This is a genomic window from Pseudomonadota bacterium (assembly GCA_039024915.1).
In the GTDB taxonomy this organism is placed as follows: Bacteria; Pseudomonadota; Alphaproteobacteria; order Rhizobiales; family MH13; genus MH13.
Genome location: JBCCPK010000002.1, coordinates 432,616 through 453,279, shown reverse-complemented (window position 1 = coordinate 453,279; position 20,664 = coordinate 432,616). Strand labels below are relative to the sequence as shown.

Below are 20,664 nucleotides of genomic sequence, written 5' to 3'. Positions count from 1 at the left end.
GAGTGTTGCTGTTGCGCAAGTCAATGCAAGCGCTTGTTTGGGCTTAACTGGCTGACTAAGCGTTATCTGAACGGTTGGTCTGCGCCTTGGCGTGGGCCGCTTGCGCCTCCGATAGGACTTTGCACAGTTGGCCAACGATCAGATCGTTTCCCGCCACAAGGTTTCCAGACTGCATAGCGTTCTCGCCCCCGCGCGTATCTCGGATTATTCCGCCAGCCTCTCTGACAAGAATAACCCCGGCGGCGAAATCCCACGGCGACAGGCCTTCCTCCCAGTAGCCATCAAACCGTCCCGCGGCGATCCACGCCAGATCCAGCGCCGCTGCACCGAAACGCCGCATTCCGGAGGTCTTTGACATGACCATGGCTGCTTCGCGAAGCCACAAACCATGATCGCCGCGCCCCCGGTGCGGAAATCCGTTGACGATGACGGCGTCCGTCAACCTGCGCCGTGCCGCCACGCGCAACCGGGTATCGTTGAGGAACGCGCCTTTGCCTTTTTCGGCGGAGAACATCTCATCGCTGATGGGGTTGTAGATCAGGCCGGCAACGATTTCACCGTCTCGCTCAAGCGCAATTGAGACCGCAAACTGCGGGATCGAGTGCAGGAAGTTCGTGGTGCCGTCCAACGGATCGACGATCCAGCGATGTTGCTTGTCCGCCCCTTTGTTTATGCCAGTTTCCTCTCCGAGAAAGCCCCAATCCGGTCGAGCTTCATTGAGTATTTCGTAGATGGTTTGCTCAGCACGTTTATCGGCGTCTGATACAAAATCTCCCGGACCCTTTGTTGAAACCTGCAAGCGTTCGACTTCGGTGAAGTCGCGCGCAAGCCGGCGTCCGGCCTTGACAGCCGCTCGTTCCATAATGGTGAGTATCGCCGATTTGGCCACGCTGCTCAGTCCGCGCGCTTGACGTAAGTGATCTCGCCAGTGTCGACGATGATGCGTTCGCCGGTCTTGATGAATGGCGGCACCATGACCCTCAGTCCATTCTCGAGCATTGCCGGTTTGTAAGAAGACGACTGCGTTTGCCCTTTCACAACAGCGTCCGCTTCGACGATCTCTAGCGTAACTTGGCCCGGTAGCTGAAAGCCAATCGGGCGCTCGCCGTGAAGCTCAACCATCACCTGCATACCATCTTGCAGAAAGGCCGCGCGGTCACCGACAAACTCCTTGGAGAGATTGATCTGATCGTAAGTTTCGGTGTCCATAAAGACCAGCATATCGCCCTCTTCATAGAGGTACTGGAACTCCTTGGTATCAATGCGGGCACGCTCAACACGCTCGTCCGAACCAAAGCGATTGTTGAGCTTTCGTCCATCGATCAGATTTTTGAGTTCAACCTGATTGTAAGCGGGTCCCTTGCCCGGTTTCACGGCACCTGCTTTGACGGCGACCCAAAGGCCACCATCATATTCGATGACCATGCCGGGGCGGATCTCGTTTCCGTTGATCTTCATTCGTTCACTCAATTGTCGGGCTATGGACTGGCCGCTTAAAGCTCAAGCCTGTCCTTGGATCTCACCACGCGTGTGGACCATACCCAATGCACCTTTACAAGAGGGGTGCCCCAAGCCTCGCCGTGGCGATCAATCAAAGGGATTGGGCGGGGCGTTGTCGCGTGCGATCAAGGACTGCGCAGCCGATCGCTGTTCGTCGGTCAAGCTGCCAACGAAACTGTCGAGTGCCGCATCGGTCAACCCACCAGACACCGCACGCGCATGGAAGTATGCGGCTTGTACCGGATCAAGCGGTACGCCGAGCCCCTGAGCATACGCATGCGCGAGGCGGTTTTCAGCGATCGGATTACCTGCCTCGGCTGCTCGGCGCAGCCAAAAGATTGCATTTTCAATATTCAGTTCATCGGAAAGCTCTGGATCGGATGCGATGCCCGAGATGATCCCAAGGGCGAAGACGACCTGCGCTTCAGAATCCCCACCTCGGGCCGCGCGCTCATACCAAATGTAGGCGCTCTCGCTATCTTGTAGGACACCCAAGCCTTCTTCGTACAAAACGCCAAGTGTGTATTGGGCCGCTGGATTACCCGCATCTGCCGCTTCGCTGATCATACGGGCGGCGCGTGGTATGTCGCGATCGACGCCGCGACCCTCGAGCATGAGCATCCCGAGCATCTGTTTGGCTTCCACACTGCCGCCCAGCTGCGCCTCGCGTAGCAGTTTTGCGGCGCCGGTTTCGTCCAGCTCGATGTCAACGCCATCAAGTTTCATGGTGGCTAGAAGAACCTGCGCTTCCGGGTCGCCAGCTTCCGCTGCCAGTTGATACCAAGCGGCCGCTTCCTCGGCATCGCGTGTAATGCCTATCCCATTCTGATAAAGTTGGCCTAGCAGTCGCATTGAAGGTATGTCGCCGCGACCGGCGAAGGTGATGGCAAGGTCCAGCGCTCGGGCGTGATTACCAGCCAAGAAGGCTTCAAACGCGAGAGCTGGATCGAGTTCAAAAACGTCGTCGTCAGCAGGTTGCGACTGCACTGAACCATCGGTGGTAGTGGGTTCATCCGCTTCCTGCGCCCGGCCTTCGGCAAGGTTGAGGGTGGCGAGGAACGCCATCACCAAAACAGTCTTGAGTGCGTGGGTCATCATGCGGCGGCGTTCATGCGTTTTTGAGCAACCTTATCGAGCGCGCTGTTATACCGGCGAACACGCTCGGCAGGCGCCGGATCATCCCAGATTTGATCACGAATCGCGATGAATTCGACGCCGCTTGCTGCCAGCTCCTCGAATGCGTCGTCGGACGATCCGCTGATTGCCACGCAAGGGACTGTCATCATCTGCGCCCACCATGACGAGAGGCTGCGTGTCTTGGGATGTGTATCGCGATCGATGGGTCGATCGGTCCGTCCGAAGAACAGATAATCGAAGCCTCGTTCGCCCATTTCGAGCGCGAGGTGACGCGTATTGATGCCAGCGCATCCAACAATTTCGCCGACCTCTTGCCGTTTGGCGATGTCCGCGGCAGGCAGCTGCTTGGGGTCAGTCATGTGTACCCCGTCGGCGCCAACGCGGCCCGCAAGCTGTGTATCGTCGGCAATCAGCACAGCAATGCCCTGGGCCTGCGCGCTGGCCGTCAGATCTTTGACCCGGGTCTGATCTGGAGTGCCCTCGAGGAGGATGCATGCGATGTCTCCGCCGCTGAAGGCCGCTTCGGCTCGATCTTCAAGATCGTCGGGCCAAGCCTGCGGCGTGATCAGAAAGAGGCGGGAGCGATAGTCAGTCAGTGCCATGGGTCGTTGAAAGCGCAAGAAAAAAGGCGAAAGCGGGGCGGCGCTCACGGGCTTTGCACCCGACAATCGCTTGCCCCTGCTTACCGAGTTAGAGCCGGACTTGCGCCAGACATATGGAGCTTCGGCTGTTGCAAACGGCGAGCATACTTCTTTCTGATGGCTCCTCGGCTTCCTGGCTTAGCCCGCCACCGATGCAGCGTAGATTGCATCGATGGTTTTGGCGATTGCTGCGTTGAATTCCGCATCATTTTGCTGGGCTGAAAGCCCTTCAGTCAGGGCGCGTGAGAAGCTGGCGATAACTCCGGTATTCTTTGCGAGGACGGCATTGGCTTCATCACGCTCATATCCGCCGGACAGTGCAACAACGCGCATCACCTTGGGATGGTCAACCAGCGGCTTGTAGAGGTTGACCTTCGTGGGTAGCGACAGCTTCAGCATGACCTTCTTATCTCCGGGGAGAGAGTCGAGATGTCTGCTGATCGAATCCAAAAGCATGTCTTCTGCTTCCGCTTTATCAGCAATCGAGATTGTGACTTCAGGCTCGATAATCGGCATCAGACCATGCGACAGCACCTGCGCACCGAGCTCGAACTGCTGGGCAACCACGGCATCAACACCGCTCTGCGATGCCCGATTGATGACCGAGCGCTCCTTGGTGCCGAAGATACCGTGTTGGACCGCCCGGGAAAGCAGATCGTCAAGGCCGGGGATCGGCTTCATGAGCTGCACGCCATCCGCCTCGTCGGCCAAGCCCTTGTCGATCTTGAGGAATGGAACCACGCGGCGGTCTTCCCACATATACCGCGCCGTTGGCTTACCGGCTATCTCGCGGTCCATGGTCATCTCGAACAGGATCGCTCCGACCACCTTGTCGCCGGTAAAGGCCGGTGCGGTGGCAATTCGGGACCGCATGGCGTGGATAAGGTCGAACATTTCGCTTTCTGAGGCATAAGCGTCTTCGTCGATGCCGTAGAGCTTCAGAGCCTTCGGTGTTGACCCCCCGCTCTGGTCGAGCGCCGCTATGAAGCCTTTGCCGTTGGTCATCTGCTCAGTCATTTGATCTTTGGACATTGGGTCCCCCGGTCCGTTGTTCATTTTTCACGATAAGTCAGCGTCTCGGATCGCAGCAAGTGCGTTCCGGGCTTGCCTATTGCTTCGCCGCATCTTCCAGTGCTGCGACACCGGGAAGGGTTTTGCCTTCCATCCACTCGAGGAAAGCCCCACCAGCGGTCGAAACATAGCTGAATTGGTCGATGACGCCGGCGTGCTTGAGCGCAGCGACGGTGTCACCACCGCCAGCCACCGAGAGCAGGCGTCCGGCGCGTGTTGCTGCGGCGGCGGCGCGCGCCGCGTTCACCGTCGCCGCATCGAAGGGTGCAATCTCGAACGCGCCAAGCGGGCCGTTCCAGACAAGTGTCTTCGACGCGCTGATCGTTTCAACGACGTTTTCGATCGTCTCGGGACCAGCGTCGAGGATCATGGCGTCGGGTGGGCATTGGTCGACTGGAACGGTTTTTGACCAAGCATTTGCGGCGAACTCCTGCGCCACGACGATGTCGGTGGGCAGGTGGATCGTACAATTCTCGCTTTCCGCCTTCTCCATGATCCCGCGCGCTGTTTCAGCCAAATCATGCTCCGCCAGCGACTTGCCCACCTCGATACCTTTAGCGGCGAGAAAGGTGTTGGCCATGCCCCCACCGATAATGAGGTGATCAACTTTTGACAGAAGGTTCGATAGCAAATCGAGCTTGGTCGAAACCTTTGCTCCGCCAACGACTGCGGCAACTGGATGCTGCGGGTCCCCCAGGGCCCTCTCGAGCGCAGTCAGCTCCGCTTGCATGAGGCGTCCAGCGCACGCCGGCAGGAGGCGTGCGACCCCCTCGGTGGACGCATGGGCGCGGTGCGCCGCAGAAAAAGCATCATTGCAATAGACATCGCCGAGGGAGGCGAGGAACTCCGCCATTTTGGGGTCGTTCTTCTCTTCCATCGGTGAGAAGCGGGTGTTCTCGACAAGGACAACGGCGCTCGAAGGCAGCGCTTCTAGGGTCGCCCGGTCCGGCTTTTCGATGAACTCCACGCCCTGGCCCAGTGCACTCTCAAGGGCAGGGACAGTCACGCGCAGGGAGTAGTCCGGGTTCGGTTTGCCCTTTGGACGACCGAAATGCGCCAGCAGCACCGGCTTACCCCCTTTGGATTGGATATCTCTGATTGTTGGAACAATCCGTTCAATCCGCGTGGCGTCGGTGACTTCGCCGTTGTTGGTGGGGACATTGATGTCGACGCGGGTGAGGACGATCTTGCCGTCCATGTTCATCTCATCGAGGGTTCTGAAGCTCATATTTCCTTTTGCTTCCAGTCGCCGCCGCTCCGCGCCCCGTTCGGATAAGCGATCGTTGAGCCGCCCAAATTTTCCCGACACCCGGAAAAGGAAGAAGACGTTTATGGCGATCGCAGCGAGAAAGAGGATGAAAATGATTGTTTGCATAGTCCCTAAAGCGTCCCTTGAGTGCGAGGCTTGATCCCAACCGCTTTATTCTCGTTTGTCGCGACAGTGGTCGCATGCCCTATCGCGAACACGCACCCCGGTCTGGAAGAATTGGTCGTCACCAAAACTAATCGGCCGTTCGGATCAGTGCCATTGCGCTATTCGCCGCCACCACCACTGCTGGTGTCGCCGAAGCTACCGTCGTTACCGCTACCTCTTCGACAAGGTTTTGAAGGACGCTTAGGTAAGGCTGCCATCACGCCAAGCGCCAAAGCAAGTACAGCTGCACCAATTAAAAGGGGCGAGCAGTGTATTGATGGATCACCTCCGCAAAAAAAGCGCGGACAATGCCGCGCTTTTTTTGAAGTTAGATCAGCTTCGCCATCGCCACGGCAGTGTCCGCCATACGGCAGGAAAAGCCCCACTCATTATCGTACCAAGACAAGACGGAGACAAAGCTACCGTCCATGACCTTGGTCTGATCCATGTGGAAGATGGATGAGTGCGGGTCGTGGTTGAAGTCAATGGAGACGAGCTTGTCTTCGGTGTAACCAAGAATGCCCTTCAGCGGGCCATCGGATGCAGCGGCCTTGATAGCGGCGTTCACCTCGTCGACCGACGTCGCTTTCGACGCGATGAACTTGAGATCGACCACCGAAACATTGGGGGTTGGAACGCGCATCGCGAAACCGTCGAGCTTTCCGTTGAGGTCGGGAAGGACCAAACCCACCGCTTTTGCAGCGCCGGTCGAGGTTGGGATCATCGACATCGCAGCTGCGCGGGCGCGATACAAATCCTTGTGCATTGTATCGAGCGTCGGCTGGTCACCGGTGTAGGAGTGGATGGTCGTCATCATCCCCTTTTCGATGCCGATCGCGTCATGCAGAACTTTGGCGACGGGCGCCAGGCAATTGGTGGTGCACGAAGCATTGGAAACAACCAGATCGTCAGCGGTCAGCACTTCATGATTCACGCCGTATACGATGGTCTTGTCAGCCCCAGCTGCAGGCGCTGAAACCAGAACTCTTTTTGCACCAGCTTCAAGGTGCATGGAGGCCTTGTCTTTCGCCGTGAAGATGCCGGTGCATTCCATGACAATATCGATACCCATCGCGCCCCAGGGGAGCTTGGCAGGGTCACGCTCAGCCAGAACCTTGAAACTGTCACCGCCCTCGATCTTGATCGTGTCGCCATCCACTTCGACGGTTTTGGGAAATTTCCCATGCACCGAATCGTAGCGCATCAAATGCGCATTGGTTTCGACCGGCCCAAGATCGTTAATGGCGACGACATCAATGTCCTTGCGGCCTGATTCATAGATGGCCCGGACCACGTTCCGGCCGATCCGACCAAAACCGTTGATGGCAACTTTCACTGTCATGCTTGTGTCTCCCCCTAAGGACTGAAGCGCTTCCGCGATCGACTAGGTTCGATCATGGTTCACCTTTGGGCGTCACCATAGTTGGCGATACCTGTTCAATAAAGAGCATCCCATGCAGGGCTGCTATGCGAGCACAGTCCCCGATAACCGTGCCTTAGTCCGCGAGCCTCGCCCTTGCGGCTGCCGCAGCAGCTTCCGCGGTAATACCGAAGTGCGCGTAGACCTCCTGGTAGGGCCCAGAAGCACCGAATGATGACATCCCGATGAAAATGCCATCCTGGCCGATGTAGCGACTCCAGCCCAACTCGACACCGGCTTCGATCGCGATGTTGACGTCGGTTGAGCCTATCGTGGCCGCTCGGTAATCATCGTCTTGCGCCTCAAAAAGTTCAAACGATGGAACCGATACAACGCGTGCGGCAATTCCATCTTCGCTCAGGAGCGCACGGGCCGCCATCGCGATCTCAACTTCGGAACCCGAGGCGAACAAGGTCACGCGAGCGTCCGATCCACCTGACGCCAGTTCATAGGCACCACGTGCGGATCTGTTCTTACCGCTGTCCTCATGCCGAAGGCACGGCAGCCCTTGCCTGGTCAGCGCGAGAACCGAGGGACGGTCCTCTGATTTGAGCGCAAGCTGCCAGCATTCTGCGGTTTCAATCACGTCGGCTGGCCTGAAGACGTTGAGGTTGGGGATCGCACGCAAGGCCGCCAAGTGCTCGACGGGCTGATGGGTGGGACCGTCTTCACCCAGACCAATCGAATCATGTGTCAGCACGTGGACAACTCGAATACCCATCAGAGCGGCCAGTCGGATCGCAGGACGTGAGTAATCCGAGAAAACAAGAAAAGTTCCAGAGATCGGAATGATACCGCCGTGCAGCGCCATTCCGTTCATGGCCGCGGTCATGCCGTGTTCGCGAATGCCCCAATGAACGAAGTTGCCGCCATAATTGTCCGCGCTGACAGGCGTCATGGTGGTCGTGCGGGTATTGTTAGAACCGGTTAGGTCAGCCGATCCAGATACGGCCTCAGGAAGTGTCGGGACGAACGCCTCCAAGGCCATCTCAGAGGCTTTGCGGGTGGCCACTTTTGGCGCGGTTTCGGCGAGCGATGCGACATAGGTTTCTATCACACTGTCGAGTGTAGCGGGCAGGTCACCGCGCAAGCGGCGCTCGAACTCGGCCTTGGTTTGCGGATCGGCAGCATCCAGTCTCTTTTGCCATTCCGCGCGCTCGTGGACCGCCTTCACGCCGGTGATCCGCCAGGCGTCAAGGACGTCAACGGGCACCTCAAACGGTGGGTGATCCCAACCCAAGGCTTCCCGCGTTGCGGCGATCTCTTCGTCACCCAGCGGCGAACCATGGGCTTTCGACGTGTTCTCTTTGGTTGGTGCGCCAAAGCCTATCCGGGTCTTGCAGGCAATCAGGCTGGGCTTGTCAGATGAGCGGGCGCGCTCAATCGCTGCTTCAATATCTGAGGGATTGTGACCATCGATGCGCACCGTGTCCCAATTGGCGGCTTCAAAACGCTCCAACATGTCACCGGTTTCTGACAGCGTTACGGGACCATCGATTGAGATGTTGTTATCATCGAAAAGGACGATGAGGCGGTTCAGTTTGAGATGACCCGCAAGGGATATCGCCTCGTGGCTGATGCCCTCCATAAGGTCGCCATCAGACGCTAGGACATAGGTGTAATGATCAACCAATTCGGAACCGAAGCGCGCCGCTAGGATGCGTTCGGCGAGCGCCATGCCGACGGAATTAGCGAGACCTTGGCCCAGCGGCCCGGTTGTGGTTTCGATTCCCGCTGCATGACCATATTCGGGGTGGCCGGCCGTTTTCGAACCCAACTGCCGAAAATTCTTCAGATCATCAAGCGACATGTCCTCGACGCCAAGCAGGTAGAGAATCGAATACAGCAGCATCGATCCATGCCCCGCAGACAGCACAAAGCGGTCGCGATCTGGCCAGTTCGGCTCCGTTGGATCGAACTTGATGAACTTGGAAAACAGGACCGTTGCAATATCGGCCGCACCCATGGGCAGCCCCGGATGACCGGAGTTCGCCTTCTGAACGGCGTCAATGGAAAGGAAACGGATGGCGTTTGCCATCTGTTTGTGGCGATCAACATCGGTCATGGAGACAATTGCCGGTGGTTTTTGCAGAAGACGTCTTGCGGCCGCAGAACGTTTTGAGCGGCGAGCCGGCTGCCTTCTAGACGAACGGACAAAGGTTGAAAAGGGAGCATTGCCGATGTGCTCCATCAACGAGAAAGTGAACGGCCGCCGGCTTGGAGCGTTGACGCACGCCAGTCGACGTTCGTAAATGCGCGCAAGGCGTTGCACAAGAAACTTCCGGTGGTGGGTGCGCAAATGCGAGGGGCCGCATGATGGCGGATGAATTGGACGCGGTTTTTGATCGCCTGGACCGGGCGATCGGCGCGATTGAAACAAGTGTTGGTCAGCGCCAGGCCCTCTTGGCCGAGCGAGAGCGTCTATACGCCGAGGTTGCCCGATTGAGTACGGACCGTGCACAGCTTGCTCAGTATTTGGATAATGCTCGCGCTGAGACCCGCGCAATGGAGGCTGCGAATCAGGCGGTTTCGCAACGCTTGATCGATGTCATAAACAGCGTCCGCTCCGTCCTTTCAGGTGAGAACGCGTCTTCGGAAGTCCGAGGGTCCTAGGGAGCGAGGGAAACAGTCGGCGTGGGTCAAGTTGTTGTGAGTATTGCGGGCAAATCATTCCGTCTCGCCTGCGAAGACGGTGATGAGGAGCGTTTGGCTGGCCTTGCAAACACCTTCGACGGCACCGTTGACGAGCTCAGGTCATCGTTTGGCGAGATCGGTGATACCCGACTGGCGGTTATGGCCGGCTTGATGATGACCGATCGGGTTGGCGAAGCAGAAGAAAAAATCGAGTTGTTGACTGGGCAGGTTCACAAGCTGACCGAAGCATTGAATACTGCGGCGTCGTCGCAACCGCTCGATCCCGAAGCCGTCAGGGCACGCCTTGATGGCGTTGCGGCCCGACTGGAGGCCTTGGTTGGCGCCCGTGAGAATGGTTAGAACAGTCTGTGTCCAGAGATTGAATGCTGCAAACCGGCCGTTATATTAGGGTTAGAGGCTGCGCTGCTCGTGTATCGGCTTTTTCCCTGGGGCCTTACCGATCCGAACGGGAGCTGTCCCTGGACCGGTCCGTGGACCGGATCACACGGCGCCCACCTACTTTGTAGGTTTCCCAGGATCGACGCTGACACGGCTGTCGCGGCTTCACCTAACTGTTTTCCCGTTACAAACTCGCGGCTGACATGCCTGTAAGCGAATCGAAGTCGCTTGTGCGGGCGCGTGCGCTAGCCCGTCGCTCGGAACTCTCACCGGCGGATCGGGATGCAAGCGCTCTTGGACTGGTCAAGCATTCTGCGTGGCATGTGGAAGGCAAGGTCGTCGGGGGCTATCACGCCATCGGCCACGAGATCGATCCGTTGCCGCTGCTTGATCGGTTCAATGCCGCCGGAGCGATTTTGTGTCTGCCGGTCCTGCTCGATCAGACCACCATGGTTTTCAGGCGCTGGAACCCGGCTCGGCCTTTGGTACCGGTTGGTTTCGGCACGCTTGGTCCCGATGAGACGCAGGCGCAGTGCATACCTCAGATTTTGCTGATGCCCTTGGTTGCCTTTTCCGCCTCCGGGAACCGCATCGGCTATGGTAAAGGCCATTACGACCGCGCAATCGCGAAGTTCCGGCAAAACGGTGCTGATCCAGTGCGTGTGGGGATAGCCTATGCCTGCCAAGAGGTGGCGGACATAGTGAATGAGCCGCACGATGTTCCACTAGACGGCATCCTGACGCCTGATGGATTGATCATTTGCCCAGCAGGCGAGACTCGCCTTGCCCCATTCATAAGTGATAGCGGTGGACGATGAGCTTCCACTGTCTGTTTTTGGGTGATGTGGTGGGCCGCGCTGGCCGCGATGCCGTTGAGGCCCACCTGCCGGATCTGATCCAAAAACAGGATATTCATTTCGTTGTTTGCAACGGCGAGAACGCCGCACACGGTTTTGGTATCACCGAGAGTATCTGCGAGCAGTTTTTCGACTGTGGCATCGACGTCATCACGCTTGGCAATCACGCTTTCGACCAGCGCGAAACGCTCGTTTACATTGAGCGGACGCCGCGCCTTTTGCGGCCGATCACATTTCCCGATGGAACGCCGGGCCGAGGCAGTGGGCTGTTCAAAGCACGAACCGGCGAGCAAGTTCTGGTGATCAATGCGATGGGCCGTTTGTTCATGGATGCCATGGGTGACCCTTTCGCACTTGTCGATCGTGAGCTGGAACAGTGCCCGATCGGTGCGGTTGCGGACTGCGCAATCGTCGATTTCCACGCAGAAGCGACCTCAGAAAAGCAGGCCCTTGGTGCTCACCTTGATGGCCGCGCATCGCTGGTTGTTGGAACGCACACGCATGTGCCTACCGCTGATCACAGAGTTATGCCTGGAGGCACCGCGTACCAGACCGACGCTGGCATGTGCGGCGACTATCACTCCATCATCGGAATGGATCGGACGGAACCGGTCCGGCGTTTCGTGACCAAGCTCCCTCAGGGGCGCTTCAGCCCAGCGGAGGGCGAAGGGACCGTTTCAGGTATAGCCGTTCTGGTTGACGCGAAGACCGGACTGGCGGAGCAATGCGGCCCTGTCCGTATGGGCGGCAGACTTGATCCCATCGCGCCCAGTTTCTGGGCATAGGTTCGCCGGAAGGCCCCAACTGCTGGATTTTCGGTCGGCCAGCGATTATGTGCGGGAAATTCAACCATTTGTCGTGAGTCGAGGTTGCCGATGGCTGGCCACAGTCAGTTCAAAAATATCATGCACAGGAAGGGCCGCCAGGATAAGGCGCGGTCTAAGCTGTTCTCCAAGCTCGCCAAGGAGATCACGGTCGCAGCGAAGATGGGGATGCCCGACCCCGATATGAATCCGCGGCTTCGGCTTGCCGTCCAAAATGCCAAGGCGCAATCGATGCCTAAGGACAATATCGAGCGTGCGATCAAAAAGTCCCAGGCTGGCGAAGGCGATGATTATGAAGAGATTCGCTATGAGGGCTATGGGCCCGGAGGCATAGCGGTGGTTGTTGAAGCGATGACGGACAACCGCAATCGCACAGCCAGCGCGGTCCGCTCCTACTTCACCAAACATGGTGGTTCGCTCGGTGAGACGGGTTCTGTCTCTTTTATGTTCGATCGGGTCGGAGAAATCCGCTATCCGGCCGATGCGGCGGACGCAGATACGGTCATGGAAGCCGCGATCGAGGCGGGGGCCGAAGATGTGATCTCGGACGAGAACGGCCACACGATCTATTGCGCCTTCGGGGACATTAACGAGGTCTCATCAGCTCTTCAGGCCCAGTTGGGTGAAGCTGAAAGCGTCAATCCGATCTGGAAGCCGCAAAACCTGATCGATGTGGATGCCGACAAGGCGGGAACGCTCATTAAACTCATTGATACGCTTGAAGATGATGATGACGTGCAGACCGTCTACGCCAACTTCGAGATGTCCGACGACGTTCTGGAGCAGCTCGCCGGTTAGCCACGTAAGACCGGATCGAGTAGCGGCATCGAAAGAACTGCCGCCACCATGATCATGATCAGTGCGGCGCGCCGGAACAGCGTTTCATTTGCCCTTCCGAACAGTCGCGCGCCGACGAAGAGCGCAAACCCGTAAGCGGGCGCTAGCCAGAGGGCCAGTCCGATCGGCTCAGCGCCGAAAATGCCGTTGAGCGCAAAGGCCACTGCGCTGCCCAGCGTTGCGAAAAAGAAGAAGCAGATCACATTGGCGCGGATGACTTCTGCCGGTAGCGGCCCAGAGGTCCAAAACGCTACCAAGGGTGGTGCGGAGACCTGGCTGACGCCACCCAGGACACCGGACGAAACGCCGACTCCGACCGAAAGCAGCGGCGCAGGGCGTTTTCTGTAACGCCAGCCGGTGGCCATGAACGCGACCAGGACGATGATGATGGCGCTTATGGACCAACGAAGCGCGAGGGGATCAGCCGTGGCGAGGATGTACGCGCCAAAGCCGACGCCCAGCCAAGATCCCAGTGCGCACGGTAGCACCGTGTGCCAGTCCCAGTGTTGGAACGCTCGCCGCACGAGCGGCAATGTTACCACCGAATCGATCAGGAAGAACGCGACGACGGCGACACGTGGTTCGAACAGGAAGCTGCCGAAGGGAATGAACAGCATGCCACCACCGAAGCCCGCAAAACCACGAATTGCCCCCGCTGCGGAGATAACGAGTAGTGCTGGAACAAGCGATGGGTCTTGAGCGAGGTCGGCGAAGGCTTCAAAAACGCTGTGCATGATGGTGGATTGACGGGCGGTCTGCTTTACGGAAGCGGGTGCGGTACGCGATTGGCCGTGCCAAAACAAGCGCCATGGCAATTGAGACGATTCGTATTATCGGTGTGGACCCAGGCCTCCGGCACATGGGCTGGGGTGTCATTGATTGCGCGGGCACCCAGCTCAGCTACGTAGCCAGCGGCGTTGTCTCACCTGCATCGGATCAGGAGTTAGCGATGCGGCTTGCCGCACTCCATGCAGGGCTTACAAACGTCATTGTCGATCATGCGCCCGCGGAAGCCTCGGTCGAGGAGACTTTCGTCAACAAGGACCCTCTGTCCACCCTGAAGCTTGGACAGGCTCGTGGCGTGGCTCTGCTGGCGGTCGCCCAGCATGGGCTTCAAGTTGGCGAGTACGCGGCCAACAAGGTGAAAAAGACAGTCGTCGGTGTCGGGCATGCCGATAAACGACAGGTGCAAGCTATGGTCGAGGTTTTGCTGCCGCGGGCGAAGGTGTCGCGGGCCGATGAGGCCGATGCGTTGGCGATCGCCATTTGCCATGCCCATCAAAGATCGGTGCGCGCGCTTGAAAGACTAAGATGATTGGCAAGCTTACCGGCCGCGTTGACAGCGTTTTGACTGAAAGCCTGATCCTTGATGTGGGTGGCGTAGGCTATGAGGTATTTGGCACCTCCACGATGCTTGGTCGCTATGCTGCTGGCGAGGAGGGCGTCACGCTTTGGATCGATACGCTGGTGCGGGAAGACCTTATCCGGTTGAACGGGTTCGCTTCCGAAAGCGAGCGGGCATGGTTTCGGCTTTTGCAGTCTGTTCAGGGAGTTGGCGCAAAGGTTGCGCTCGCAATTTTGGGGACGCTGTCGACGTCGGATCTTGCCTCAGCGATCGCACTGCAGGACAAGGCCATGGTGGCGCGTGCACCTGGCGTGGGTCCCAAGGTTGCTCAACGTATTGTCAGTGAGTTGAAAGACCGGGCACCAACTGTTTCGGCCGCCGAGCCAGGCGCAATTAGCCTGCAAGCCGACCATCACGAACCGGGTGCGGGCAGCGCCATCGTTGATGCCGTATCAGCCTTGACCAATTTGGGTTATTCCGCTCAACAGGCCTCTGGTGCGGTAGCCAAAGCGAAGGGCGAAGCGGGCGACGGCGCGTCAGCGCAAACGTTGATCCGGCTTGGTCTGAAAGCTCTGTCCTCTTGAGGTGTTCATGGCCCTATTCGACGTGCCTCGGGCGTGGGTTATCGGGCTCGTTTGCGTGTTTGCGATCCTTCCCGTGGGGATGATGGCCCTGCTCGTTCTGCGTTCTTGGTTTAATCGGAAGATGTTTGGCCGGGTCTATGTATGGGATCGCCCATGGTCAGTGATTAGCGAAGACGCACGCGTTCACGAGACCTTTGGCTGGCTGCGTCTGGGCGTTTTGACGATCGTCGCTGTGATGATGCTGAGCGTGGGGGCCTTGATTGCCTTTGTCTGAGAACCCGATGCCAGATCGCGCGATAGAGCTACCAGACAAGCCGTGGCGAAACCTCGCCTTGATTGTTGGTCTGTTCGCGCTCGTCGGTCCTTGGATCGCGGCGTTAACGGGCGTGCTGCTGCTAATTGTATTCGCAATGATCGGTTCCGACGCAACGTTTGGCGTCGCATTGGGGACTTTTGTGACCGGGGTATCGTGGCGCGCGCTCTTGACGTTTCATGGCCCACCCTATTGGGGAATACTTCCGGGTCTCGCAGCTGGCCTGATCGTCGGTTGGTACGAGGGGTGGCGTGGACCGGTGACAATGTTCTCTGCGTTTCTGCTTGGCGCCGCCGTCGGTGCAGTATTCTACATGATCAGTGAGTTCGCGGGCTGGCAGAGTGCGGTCTATGGGGCGAGTTTTGGAGCTGCGGTTACCATCCCCGCTTCGGTGGCTCTCACAGGCCTGCTTCGCCTGTTCTCCAAGCGCCCGCCTACCGCCCGAACCGCGCCATGAAGCTGAGGTTAGGCAAGCGCGTTACGGTAATTGCGATCATTACGCTGGTTTTGATCGTGGTTATGCCGCCGTTGGCCGGTATCCTGTTTCTAGTGCTGCAGTTGCTGGGTGACCCGTCCTACGATCTTTCGCGCTTCGGCATCAGCGATCTACCGCGCGCCGCGCTCGGGGTGTTCTTGTCGGGCTCGGTTTATAGCTATCTTTTCGGTTTGTTTCCTGCGCTCGCGGCATCTGCCGCTGTCGCGTGGCTTGTTGCCATGGGGCGCACACTGTCTCTGCCGCTGGTGCTGATCTGTGTTTTTCTGGGCGGGTCACTTGGGGCGTTGCTTGCCTCACCGATCGTTGGGGTGGTTCAAGCGATGGGCATCGTTGTCTTGATGATAGGTGTTGTGGCGGCAGCTTGGCCGATCGTTCGTTTGAGCGGTTTGCTTGAAGCGGAGGTGAGCGGATGAGCGAAGGCGCCCCCGTACGTGACGTTGACCGGCGCGATGGCGATGACCCCGTTCTACGCCCCCAAACTCTTGACGACTTCACGGGTCAGGCTGAGGCGCGAGGCAATCTGAAAATATTCATTGAGTCCGCTCGAGCACGCAATGAGCCGCTTGATCATGTCTTGTTCGTCGGGCCACCTGGATTGGGAAAAACCACTCTCGCACAGATCGTTGCGCGAGAGTTGGGCGTGAGCTTCCGTGCAACGTCGGGCCCGGTCATTGCCAAAGCAGGCGATCTGGCGGCAATCCTGACCAATCTGGAGGATGGTGATGTCCTCTTCATCGATGAAATCCACCGTCTCAACCCCGCAGTGGAGGAGATTCTTTATCCTGCGATGGAGGATTTCCAGCTTGATTTGATTATCGGCGAGGGCCCAGCCGCCCGATCCGTGAAGATTGATCTTTGCCGTTTCACCCTCGTCGCAGCGACGACCCGCCTCGGCCTTTTGACGACGCCGCTGCGGGATCGCTTTGGCATTCCCATCCGCTTGCAGTTTTACACCCCCGACGAGTTGGAGCGGATCATTAAGCGCGGTGCGCGCCTGTTAAGTGTCCCCATCGATGACGCTGGTGCCAAGGAGATTGCCAATCGGTCGCGCGGCACACCGCGCATCGCAGGCCGTTTGCTTCGGCGCGTGAGAGACTTTGCGCTTGTTGAGAGTAACGGTGCGATCGATAAAGCGATCGCCGATGCCGCACTCACCCGCCTCGATGTGGATTCAATTGGCTTGGATGTCCTCGATCAGCGCTACCTCAACCTCATTGCAACGAAGTTTGGTGGTGGGCCAGTGGGTATCGAGACCTTGGCCGCAGCTCTGTCGGAGCCGCGCGATGCACTGGAAGAAATTGTTGAGCCCTTCCTTCTGCAGCAAGGATTGATCCAGCGGACGCCGCGTGGGCGGCTGATGACGCCCACTGCGTTTGCTCATCTTGGGCTGACGATGCCGGAAGCAGTGGCGACCGCGCAAATGGCGTTGTTCGGTGCGCCAGCATCCTCCGAGGACACGTAGCACCGAGGTGTGCCTAGCGTCGGCGGCAGCGCTGATATGGGTACTGTTCCGGGTTTTGATCTTCGGCGTGACGCAGTAACCCAGATGTAAGGGATCAAGGTCTTTTTGGTGCCCCCTGATTTGCGTCTGGTCGCCTGATGTCAACTGTCACAAGCCCTACCGCTAGCCACACGGTTTGCGTTGGTCAGATTACGCTGACGCAGTTGAAAGATGGGTCTGTCCACCACGCCCCTTCTCAGGCCTTCTTCGGCATCAACGCTGAGCCAGGCGACTTCCGAGCTGTTTGTGCTGACAACGCGCTTGATCCGGGAGGCTTCGATTTCCCTGTTACCGTTACACTGGTTGAGACAGCTGGGCACAGGGTATTGGTCGACGCGGGCTTTGGGCCGGCACAGCATCCTGTAGCCGGTCAGCTTCACGCATCGCTGCTTGCCAACGGCATCCCGGCGGACAGCATCGATACGGTTCTGATCTCGCATCTGCACCGCGACCATGTCGGGGGGCTTTTGGACGATCGGGGCGGAATTTCCTTTCCCGCTGCGCGCCACCTCATAACGCAAGCCGAGATCGACTACTGGCTGTCGGAGACGGCGGAACCGGGCCTGTGCGCGCTTGCCGAGCGGCTTGTTGAAACGCTGGGGGATCGGTTGCAGGTGTGTGCGCCCGGCGATGAAGTCGCACCTGGCGTGACGGTGCTCGACGGTGCCGGACACACGCCCGGGCACGTCTGCGTTCTGATCGAAAGCGACGGTTCGGCTGCCCTGGTTATGTCCGATCTCGCCAACCACGCCATCTGGTCGATGGCTCATCCCGACTGGTACATGAGCCTCGATGTCGATCCGCTTGAGGCTGCACGAGTTCGGCGCGAGCTTCTCGATTTTGCAAGCGACAGGCATTTGCTGATTGCGGGATACCATCTGCCTTTCCCGGCGCTTGGTTACGTTTCGCGGGACGGAGATGGCTTTTGCTATGAGCCGCTTGCTGCCGATTGACGCTCCACTCTCCGCGCGACGAGCATCAAACCGCTTGCGATCGCCGACATCACGATAGAACCCGTCACGATGGGCATAACGCTCATATCGAATTGCGAGCCGATAAACGCCGCAACGCTTACAGAAATCAGCGTTTGGATTGAGGCCGTCACAGACGATGCCAGACCCGCAATCCGCCCCAATGGTCGCAGCGCAATCGCGTTGTAGTTGCCAAACGTCATGCCGACGAAAAACAGTGTGACGGAGATGAAGACCATCCACAGCCATAACGGTGGTGTGCCGATTATCGCTAGCAGGATCCAAAAGCCGCTGGACCATCCCATCTGAACAGCAATGGCGGTTGCTGTGACTCTCTCCATGGCGAAGCGGTTAAGAAGCCAGGCATTAACCGACGACGATACGGCTAAGAAGGCTGCCGTCAGGCCAAAGTAAAAGGCGAAAAGTTCACCGGTGCCATAGAGATCTTGCAGGACTTGCTGCGAGGACACGATGTAACCCAGCAGCGTTCCAAAAGCGCACCCCGATGCCAATGAGTACAGCATGGTCACCGGTGTTGTGAGAACCGTGCGAACGCCGCCGATCAAGGTTGATGCGTTGAATGTTGGCCGCTCGAGATGTGTTTCCGGTTGCCGAAGGGTCAACCAAATGCCGCCCACCAACGCCATCAGCACAAGGGCACCAAATAGCGCCTGCCATGGAGCAAACAGGAGAATGAGCTGTCCAATCGCCGGGGCAAAGGTCGGCACAAGAATGAACACGGTCAGAACGATGGACATGATCTGACCCATCGCTTGCCCCTCAAAGCGATCCCGTACCATGGCGACGATTGCGATGCGGGGGGCGGCGCCTCCAAAGCCCTGGAGGAAGCGGCCCAGCAATAGCAACCAAAAGTCCTGAGCCACGATGCACAGGAGCGACCCGAAAAGATGAAACCCCAACCCGATGAGGATCGAGGGTTTGCGACCGATATAATCGGACAGGGGCCCGAAAATCAGCTGACCGAACATCAGTCCGGCGAAAATGACTGTTATGATCGCTTGCCGATCATTGTCGTGCTGCAAGCCGAAGAATGCGCTCATCTCGCCAAAGGCTGGCAGCATGATATCCACCGACAGGGCGATGATGGACATCAGGATGGCGACCATAACAATAAATTCAGGTCGATCTGGCTGGGACGGCATAAGCCTGCCAACGCCACGAGGGGGCCGCGTTGCGGTCATTGAGGTTTGGTCCCGGTTGGGAGGGTGAGCATGCCCTTGGCAATGCACCTGCAAGGTTGTTTCACACTCGGTTTGGCAAGTCGAGCAAGCCCTACTGCTTGCAAATGCCCGGTAGGGGACTGACAATGACAGGGATGACTGATCTGCCGCTTCCCCACCTGTTCAAAGTCCGCGTCTATTACGAAGACACCGACCTTGCCGGCATTGTCTACCACACAAACTACTTGAAATTCATGGAGCGCGCGCGGACAGAATCCCTGCGTTCGCAAGGGATCGATCAGACCGGTCTCGAACAGCAGGACTGTTTCCTTGCGGTCCGCAGCATGGATGTCCAGTTCCTTGCTTCAGCGAGGATCGATGACCTTTTAGATGTCACGACGCTGCCCGTCTCGACCACCGGCGCTCGGGGCGTTCTCGATCAGCGCGTGGTTAAGGACGGCCAGGAGCTTTGCACTGCGATGGTGACGGTCGTGTGTGTCAACGGGGCGGGACGGCCGATCCGGATGCCAGCTGATGTGCGGGCGATGTTCAACACATAGGCCGCCGCGTATTAACCTCTTGTTAAGCTTTTAGCTTTGCCTGCTAACCGTTGATTAACCATGTCTTAGTGTTGCCGGTCTAATGTGCCGTTTAACGCGATGCGACCGGTTTCGGCACCCGCTGGCTGGTCCTTTTGCTGACACAATCGCAGCGCACGTGCCGCCGCTTGATAATCGCGATGCACAGCGAAGCTCGGCTATATTTGACCCCGGAAGGCACCAATGGACGGAACCGATGTTCTGACAAGTAACTTGGCCATGCAAAGCCACGATTTGTCGTTGTTGGGCTTGTTTATGCAGGCGCACATCGTCGTTAAAATCGTGATGATTGGCCTCGCCCTTGCCTCGGTTTGGTGTTGGGGGATCGTGTTCGACAAATACATGATGTTTGGCCGTAACAAGAAAGCAATGGACCGCTTTGAGAGGGTCTTCTGGTCCGGTCAGTCGCTGGAAGAGCTTTATCAGTCCACGCAAAGCCGCTCGAACAACACGACGATGGCGGCTCTTTTCGTTGCCGCGATGCGCGAATGGAAGCGCAGCCATGAGCGTAATGCCCGCTCAGGGATCGGCCTGCAGACGCGCATAGAGAAAGTGCTTGATGTAACGATCGCTCGTGAATCCGAGCGGATGGAAAGCGGGTTGTTGGTGCTGGCCTCGGTCGGGTCCGCAGGCCCCTTCATTGGGCTGTTTGGGACGGTTTGGGGAATCATGACGGCGTTCCAGGCCATCGCAGCGACCGAGAACGCCAACCTTGCGGTCGTCGCTCCGGGCATCGCAGAGGCCTTGTTTGCGACGGCTCTTGGCCTTGTTGCGGCCATTCCTGCAACAATTTTTTACAACAAGTTTGTGGCTGATGTGAGCCGGCAGACCACGCGCTTGGAGGGCTTTGCTGATGAGTTCTCGGCCATCCTTTCGCGTCAGATCGATGAACGCGCGGCGGCGAACCGCCAAGCGGCCGAATAGCCAGAGCAGAGGCGGG

24 protein-coding genes and 1 other RNA gene are annotated in these 20,664 nt (G+C 58.2%); 15 read left to right on the top strand and 10 right to left on the bottom strand.

Annotated features, from left to right (window positions below; all coding sequences use genetic code 11):
- Positions 1-55 precede the first annotated feature (55 nt).
- The 8 genes from AAF739_05420 to tkt form a co-directional block, all read right to left on the bottom strand.
- On the bottom strand, positions 56-889 hold the full coding sequence (locus tag AAF739_05420; protein ID MEM6382094.1) for an inositol monophosphatase family protein: 834 nt from the start codon (positions 887-889) through the stop codon (positions 56-58).
- 5 nt (positions 890-894) lie between these two features.
- Positions 895-1,458: an elongation factor P gene (gene efp / locus AAF739_05415; GenBank protein ID MEM6382093.1), complete on the bottom strand. Its 564-nt coding sequence runs from the start codon at positions 1,456-1,458 to the stop codon at positions 895-897.
- Between the two features lie 129 nt (positions 1,459-1,587).
- A complete protein-coding gene (locus AAF739_05410) occupies positions 1,588-2,598 on the bottom strand; it encodes a tetratricopeptide repeat protein (protein MEM6382092.1) in 1,011 nt (336 codons plus the stop codon).
- Positions 2,595-3,239, bottom strand: coding sequence for a thiamine phosphate synthase (locus tag AAF739_05405; GenBank protein ID MEM6382091.1), 645 nt, complete (start codon positions 3,237-3,239; stop codon positions 2,595-2,597). Before AAF739_05405 ends, AAF739_05410 begins: the two co-directional genes overlap by 4 nt.
- A gap of 177 nt (positions 3,240-3,416) precedes the next feature.
- Entirely contained in the window at positions 3,417-4,310 is an 894-nt protein-coding gene (locus AAF739_05400; protein ID MEM6382090.1) for a fructose bisphosphate aldolase, read from the bottom strand.
- Between the two features lie 76 nt (positions 4,311-4,386).
- Complete coding sequence (locus AAF739_05395) at positions 4,387-5,577, bottom strand: phosphoglycerate kinase (protein ID MEM6382089.1); 1,191 nt, start codon at positions 5,575-5,577, stop codon at positions 4,387-4,389.
- A 514-nt stretch (positions 5,578-6,091) separates the two neighbouring features.
- Positions 6,092-7,105 (bottom strand): type I glyceraldehyde-3-phosphate dehydrogenase, encoded by a 1,014-nt coding sequence (gene gap, locus AAF739_05390; GenBank protein ID MEM6382088.1) that lies wholly within the window; start codon positions 7,103-7,105, stop codon positions 6,092-6,094.
- 154 nt (positions 7,106-7,259) lie between these two features.
- Positions 7,260-9,248 carry a transketolase gene (tkt, locus tag AAF739_05385; GenBank protein ID MEM6382087.1) on the bottom strand — a complete coding sequence of 663 codons (1,989 nt, stop codon included), beginning with the start codon at positions 9,246-9,248 and terminating at the stop codon, positions 7,260-7,262.
- A 248-nt stretch (positions 9,249-9,496) separates the two neighbouring features.
- Here tkt and AAF739_05380 point away from each other — a divergent pair, with 248 nt between their 5' ends.
- The 6 genes from AAF739_05380 (at position 9,497) to AAF739_05355 (ending at position 12,695) form a co-directional block, all read left to right on the top strand.
- The gene (locus AAF739_05380) at positions 9,497-9,796 is read left to right on the top strand and encodes a DUF4164 family protein (GenBank protein MEM6382086.1); all 300 of its coding nucleotides are present in this window, start codon (positions 9,497-9,499) and stop codon (positions 9,794-9,796) included.
- A gap of 21 nt (positions 9,797-9,817) precedes the next feature.
- A complete protein-coding gene (locus tag AAF739_05375) occupies positions 9,818-10,177 on the top strand; it encodes a cell division protein ZapA (GenBank protein ID MEM6382085.1) in 360 nt (119 codons plus the stop codon).
- 52 nt (positions 10,178-10,229) lie between these two features.
- Positions 10,230-10,386: non-coding RNA, 6S RNA (gene ssrS / locus AAF739_05370), on the top strand.
- A gap of 33 nt (positions 10,387-10,419) precedes the next feature.
- The gene (locus AAF739_05365; protein ID MEM6382084.1) at positions 10,420-11,034 is read left to right on the top strand and encodes a 5-formyltetrahydrofolate cyclo-ligase; all 615 of its coding nucleotides are present in this window, start codon (positions 10,420-10,422) and stop codon (positions 11,032-11,034) included.
- Complete coding sequence (locus AAF739_05360; GenBank protein ID MEM6382083.1) at positions 11,031-11,858, top strand: TIGR00282 family metallophosphoesterase; 828 nt, start codon at positions 11,031-11,033, stop codon at positions 11,856-11,858. The genes AAF739_05365 and AAF739_05360 overlap by 4 nt, the downstream gene beginning before the upstream one ends.
- A 90-nt stretch (positions 11,859-11,948) precedes the next feature.
- Positions 11,949-12,695 carry a YebC/PmpR family DNA-binding transcriptional regulator gene (locus tag AAF739_05355; protein MEM6382082.1) on the top strand — a complete coding sequence of 249 codons (747 nt, stop codon included), beginning with the start codon at positions 11,949-11,951 and terminating at the stop codon, positions 12,693-12,695.
- On the opposite strand, the gene AAF739_05350 is transcribed toward AAF739_05355, so the two are convergent.
- On the bottom strand, positions 12,692-13,468 hold the full coding sequence (locus AAF739_05350) for a sulfite exporter TauE/SafE family protein (GenBank protein ID MEM6382081.1): 777 nt from the start codon (positions 13,466-13,468) through the stop codon (positions 12,692-12,694). The genes AAF739_05355 and AAF739_05350 overlap by 4 nt on opposite strands.
- Before the next feature lie 74 nt (positions 13,469-13,542).
- Between AAF739_05350 and ruvC the strand changes: the two genes are divergently transcribed.
- The 7 genes from ruvC (at position 13,543) to AAF739_05315 (ending at position 17,926) form a co-directional block, all read left to right on the top strand.
- The gene (gene ruvC / locus AAF739_05345; protein ID MEM6382080.1) at positions 13,543-14,049 is read left to right on the top strand and encodes a crossover junction endodeoxyribonuclease RuvC; all 507 of its coding nucleotides are present in this window, start codon (positions 13,543-13,545) and stop codon (positions 14,047-14,049) included.
- Positions 14,046-14,663 carry a Holliday junction branch migration protein RuvA gene (gene ruvA / locus AAF739_05340; protein ID MEM6382079.1) on the top strand — a complete coding sequence of 206 codons (618 nt, stop codon included), beginning with the start codon at positions 14,046-14,048 and terminating at the stop codon, positions 14,661-14,663. The genes ruvC and ruvA overlap by 4 nt, the downstream gene beginning before the upstream one ends.
- A 7-nt stretch (positions 14,664-14,670) precedes the next feature.
- Complete coding sequence (locus AAF739_05335; GenBank protein MEM6382078.1) at positions 14,671-14,937, top strand: hypothetical protein; 267 nt, start codon at positions 14,671-14,673, stop codon at positions 14,935-14,937.
- Positions 14,938-14,944: 7 nt separating this feature from the next.
- Positions 14,945-15,433, top strand: a complete 489-nt coding sequence (locus tag AAF739_05330; protein MEM6382077.1) for a hypothetical protein — start codon at positions 14,945-14,947, stop codon at positions 15,431-15,433.
- Positions 15,430-15,885 (top strand): hypothetical protein, encoded by a 456-nt coding sequence (locus tag AAF739_05325; GenBank protein MEM6382076.1) that lies wholly within the window; start codon positions 15,430-15,432, stop codon positions 15,883-15,885. Before AAF739_05330 ends, AAF739_05325 begins: the two co-directional genes overlap by 4 nt.
- Positions 15,882-16,934, top strand: a complete 1,053-nt coding sequence (gene ruvB, locus AAF739_05320) for a Holliday junction branch migration DNA helicase RuvB (GenBank protein ID MEM6382075.1) — start codon at positions 15,882-15,884, stop codon at positions 16,932-16,934. Before AAF739_05325 ends, ruvB begins: the two co-directional genes overlap by 4 nt.
- Positions 16,935-17,071: 137 nt before the next feature.
- Entirely contained in the window at positions 17,072-17,926 is an 855-nt protein-coding gene (locus AAF739_05315; protein ID MEM6382074.1) for an MBL fold metallo-hydrolase, read from the top strand.
- Here the strand turns inward: AAF739_05315 and AAF739_05310 are convergent.
- A complete protein-coding gene (locus AAF739_05310) occupies positions 17,902-19,146 on the bottom strand; it encodes a multidrug effflux MFS transporter (GenBank protein MEM6382073.1) in 1,245 nt (414 codons plus the stop codon). The two genes, AAF739_05315 and AAF739_05310, sit on opposite strands and share 25 nt — an antisense overlap.
- A 125-nt stretch (positions 19,147-19,271) precedes the next feature.
- Between AAF739_05310 and ybgC the strand changes: the two genes are divergently transcribed.
- Entirely contained in the window at positions 19,272-19,685 is a 414-nt protein-coding gene (gene ybgC / locus AAF739_05305) for a tol-pal system-associated acyl-CoA thioesterase (GenBank protein MEM6382072.1), read from the top strand.
- Positions 19,686-19,907: 222 nt separating this feature from the next.
- Positions 19,908-20,648, top strand: a complete 741-nt coding sequence (tolQ, locus tag AAF739_05300; protein MEM6382071.1) for a protein TolQ — start codon at positions 19,908-19,910, stop codon at positions 20,646-20,648.
- The last annotated feature ends 16 nt before the right edge of the window (positions 20,649-20,664 follow it).

Bases quoted from the DNA above. Each gene is read 5' to 3' on its own strand.
- AAF739_05405 (MEM6382091.1), bottom strand. From the start codon at position 3,239: ATGGCACTGACTGACTATCGCTCCCGCCTCTTTCTGATCACGCCGCAG.
- AAF739_05315 (MEM6382074.1), top strand. From the start codon at position 17,072: ATGTCAACTGTCACAAGCCCTACCGCTAGCCACACGGTTTGCGTTGGT.
- AAF739_05380 (MEM6382086.1), top strand. From the start codon at position 9,497: ATGATGGCGGATGAATTGGACGCGGTTTTTGATCGCCTGGACCGGGCG.
- AAF739_05410 (MEM6382092.1), bottom strand. From the start codon at position 2,598: ATGATGACCCACGCACTCAAGACTGTTTTGGTGATGGCGTTCCTCGCC.
- AAF739_05365 (MEM6382084.1), top strand. From the start codon at position 10,420: ATGCCTGTAAGCGAATCGAAGTCGCTTGTGCGGGCGCGTGCGCTAGCC.
- ruvC (MEM6382080.1), top strand. From the start codon at position 13,543: ATGGCAATTGAGACGATTCGTATTATCGGTGTGGACCCAGGCCTCCGG.
- AAF739_05325 (MEM6382076.1), top strand. From the start codon at position 15,430: ATGAAGCTGAGGTTAGGCAAGCGCGTTACGGTAATTGCGATCATTACG.
- AAF739_05310 (MEM6382073.1), bottom strand. From the start codon at position 19,146: ATGACCGCAACGCGGCCCCCTCGTGGCGTTGGCAGGCTTATGCCGTCC.
- AAF739_05335 (MEM6382078.1), top strand. From the start codon at position 14,671: ATGGCCCTATTCGACGTGCCTCGGGCGTGGGTTATCGGGCTCGTTTGC.
- AAF739_05355 (MEM6382082.1), top strand. From the start codon at position 11,949: ATGGCTGGCCACAGTCAGTTCAAAAATATCATGCACAGGAAGGGCCGC.
- AAF739_05400 (MEM6382090.1), bottom strand. From the start codon at position 4,310: ATGTCCAAAGATCAAATGACTGAGCAGATGACCAACGGCAAAGGCTTC.
- AAF739_05395 (MEM6382089.1), bottom strand. From the start codon at position 5,577: ATGAGCTTCAGAACCCTCGATGAGATGAACATGGACGGCAAGATCGTC.
- ruvB (MEM6382075.1), top strand. From the start codon at position 15,882: ATGAGCGAAGGCGCCCCCGTACGTGACGTTGACCGGCGCGATGGCGAT.
- ruvA (MEM6382079.1), top strand. From the start codon at position 14,046: ATGATTGGCAAGCTTACCGGCCGCGTTGACAGCGTTTTGACTGAAAGC.
- tolQ (MEM6382071.1), top strand. From the start codon at position 19,908: ATGGACGGAACCGATGTTCTGACAAGTAACTTGGCCATGCAAAGCCAC.
- AAF739_05350 (MEM6382081.1), bottom strand. From the start codon at position 13,468: ATGCACAGCGTTTTTGAAGCCTTCGCCGACCTCGCTCAAGACCCATCG.
- efp (MEM6382093.1), bottom strand. From the start codon at position 1,458: ATGAAGATCAACGGAAACGAGATCCGCCCCGGCATGGTCATCGAATAT.
- AAF739_05360 (MEM6382083.1), top strand. From the start codon at position 11,031: ATGAGCTTCCACTGTCTGTTTTTGGGTGATGTGGTGGGCCGCGCTGGC.
- AAF739_05330 (MEM6382077.1), top strand. From the start codon at position 14,945: ATGCCAGATCGCGCGATAGAGCTACCAGACAAGCCGTGGCGAAACCTC.
- ybgC (MEM6382072.1), top strand. From the start codon at position 19,272: ATGACAGGGATGACTGATCTGCCGCTTCCCCACCTGTTCAAAGTCCGC.
- gap (MEM6382088.1), bottom strand. From the start codon at position 7,105: ATGACAGTGAAAGTTGCCATCAACGGTTTTGGTCGGATCGGCCGGAAC.
- tkt (MEM6382087.1), bottom strand. From the start codon at position 9,248: ATGACCGATGTTGATCGCCACAAACAGATGGCAAACGCCATCCGTTTC.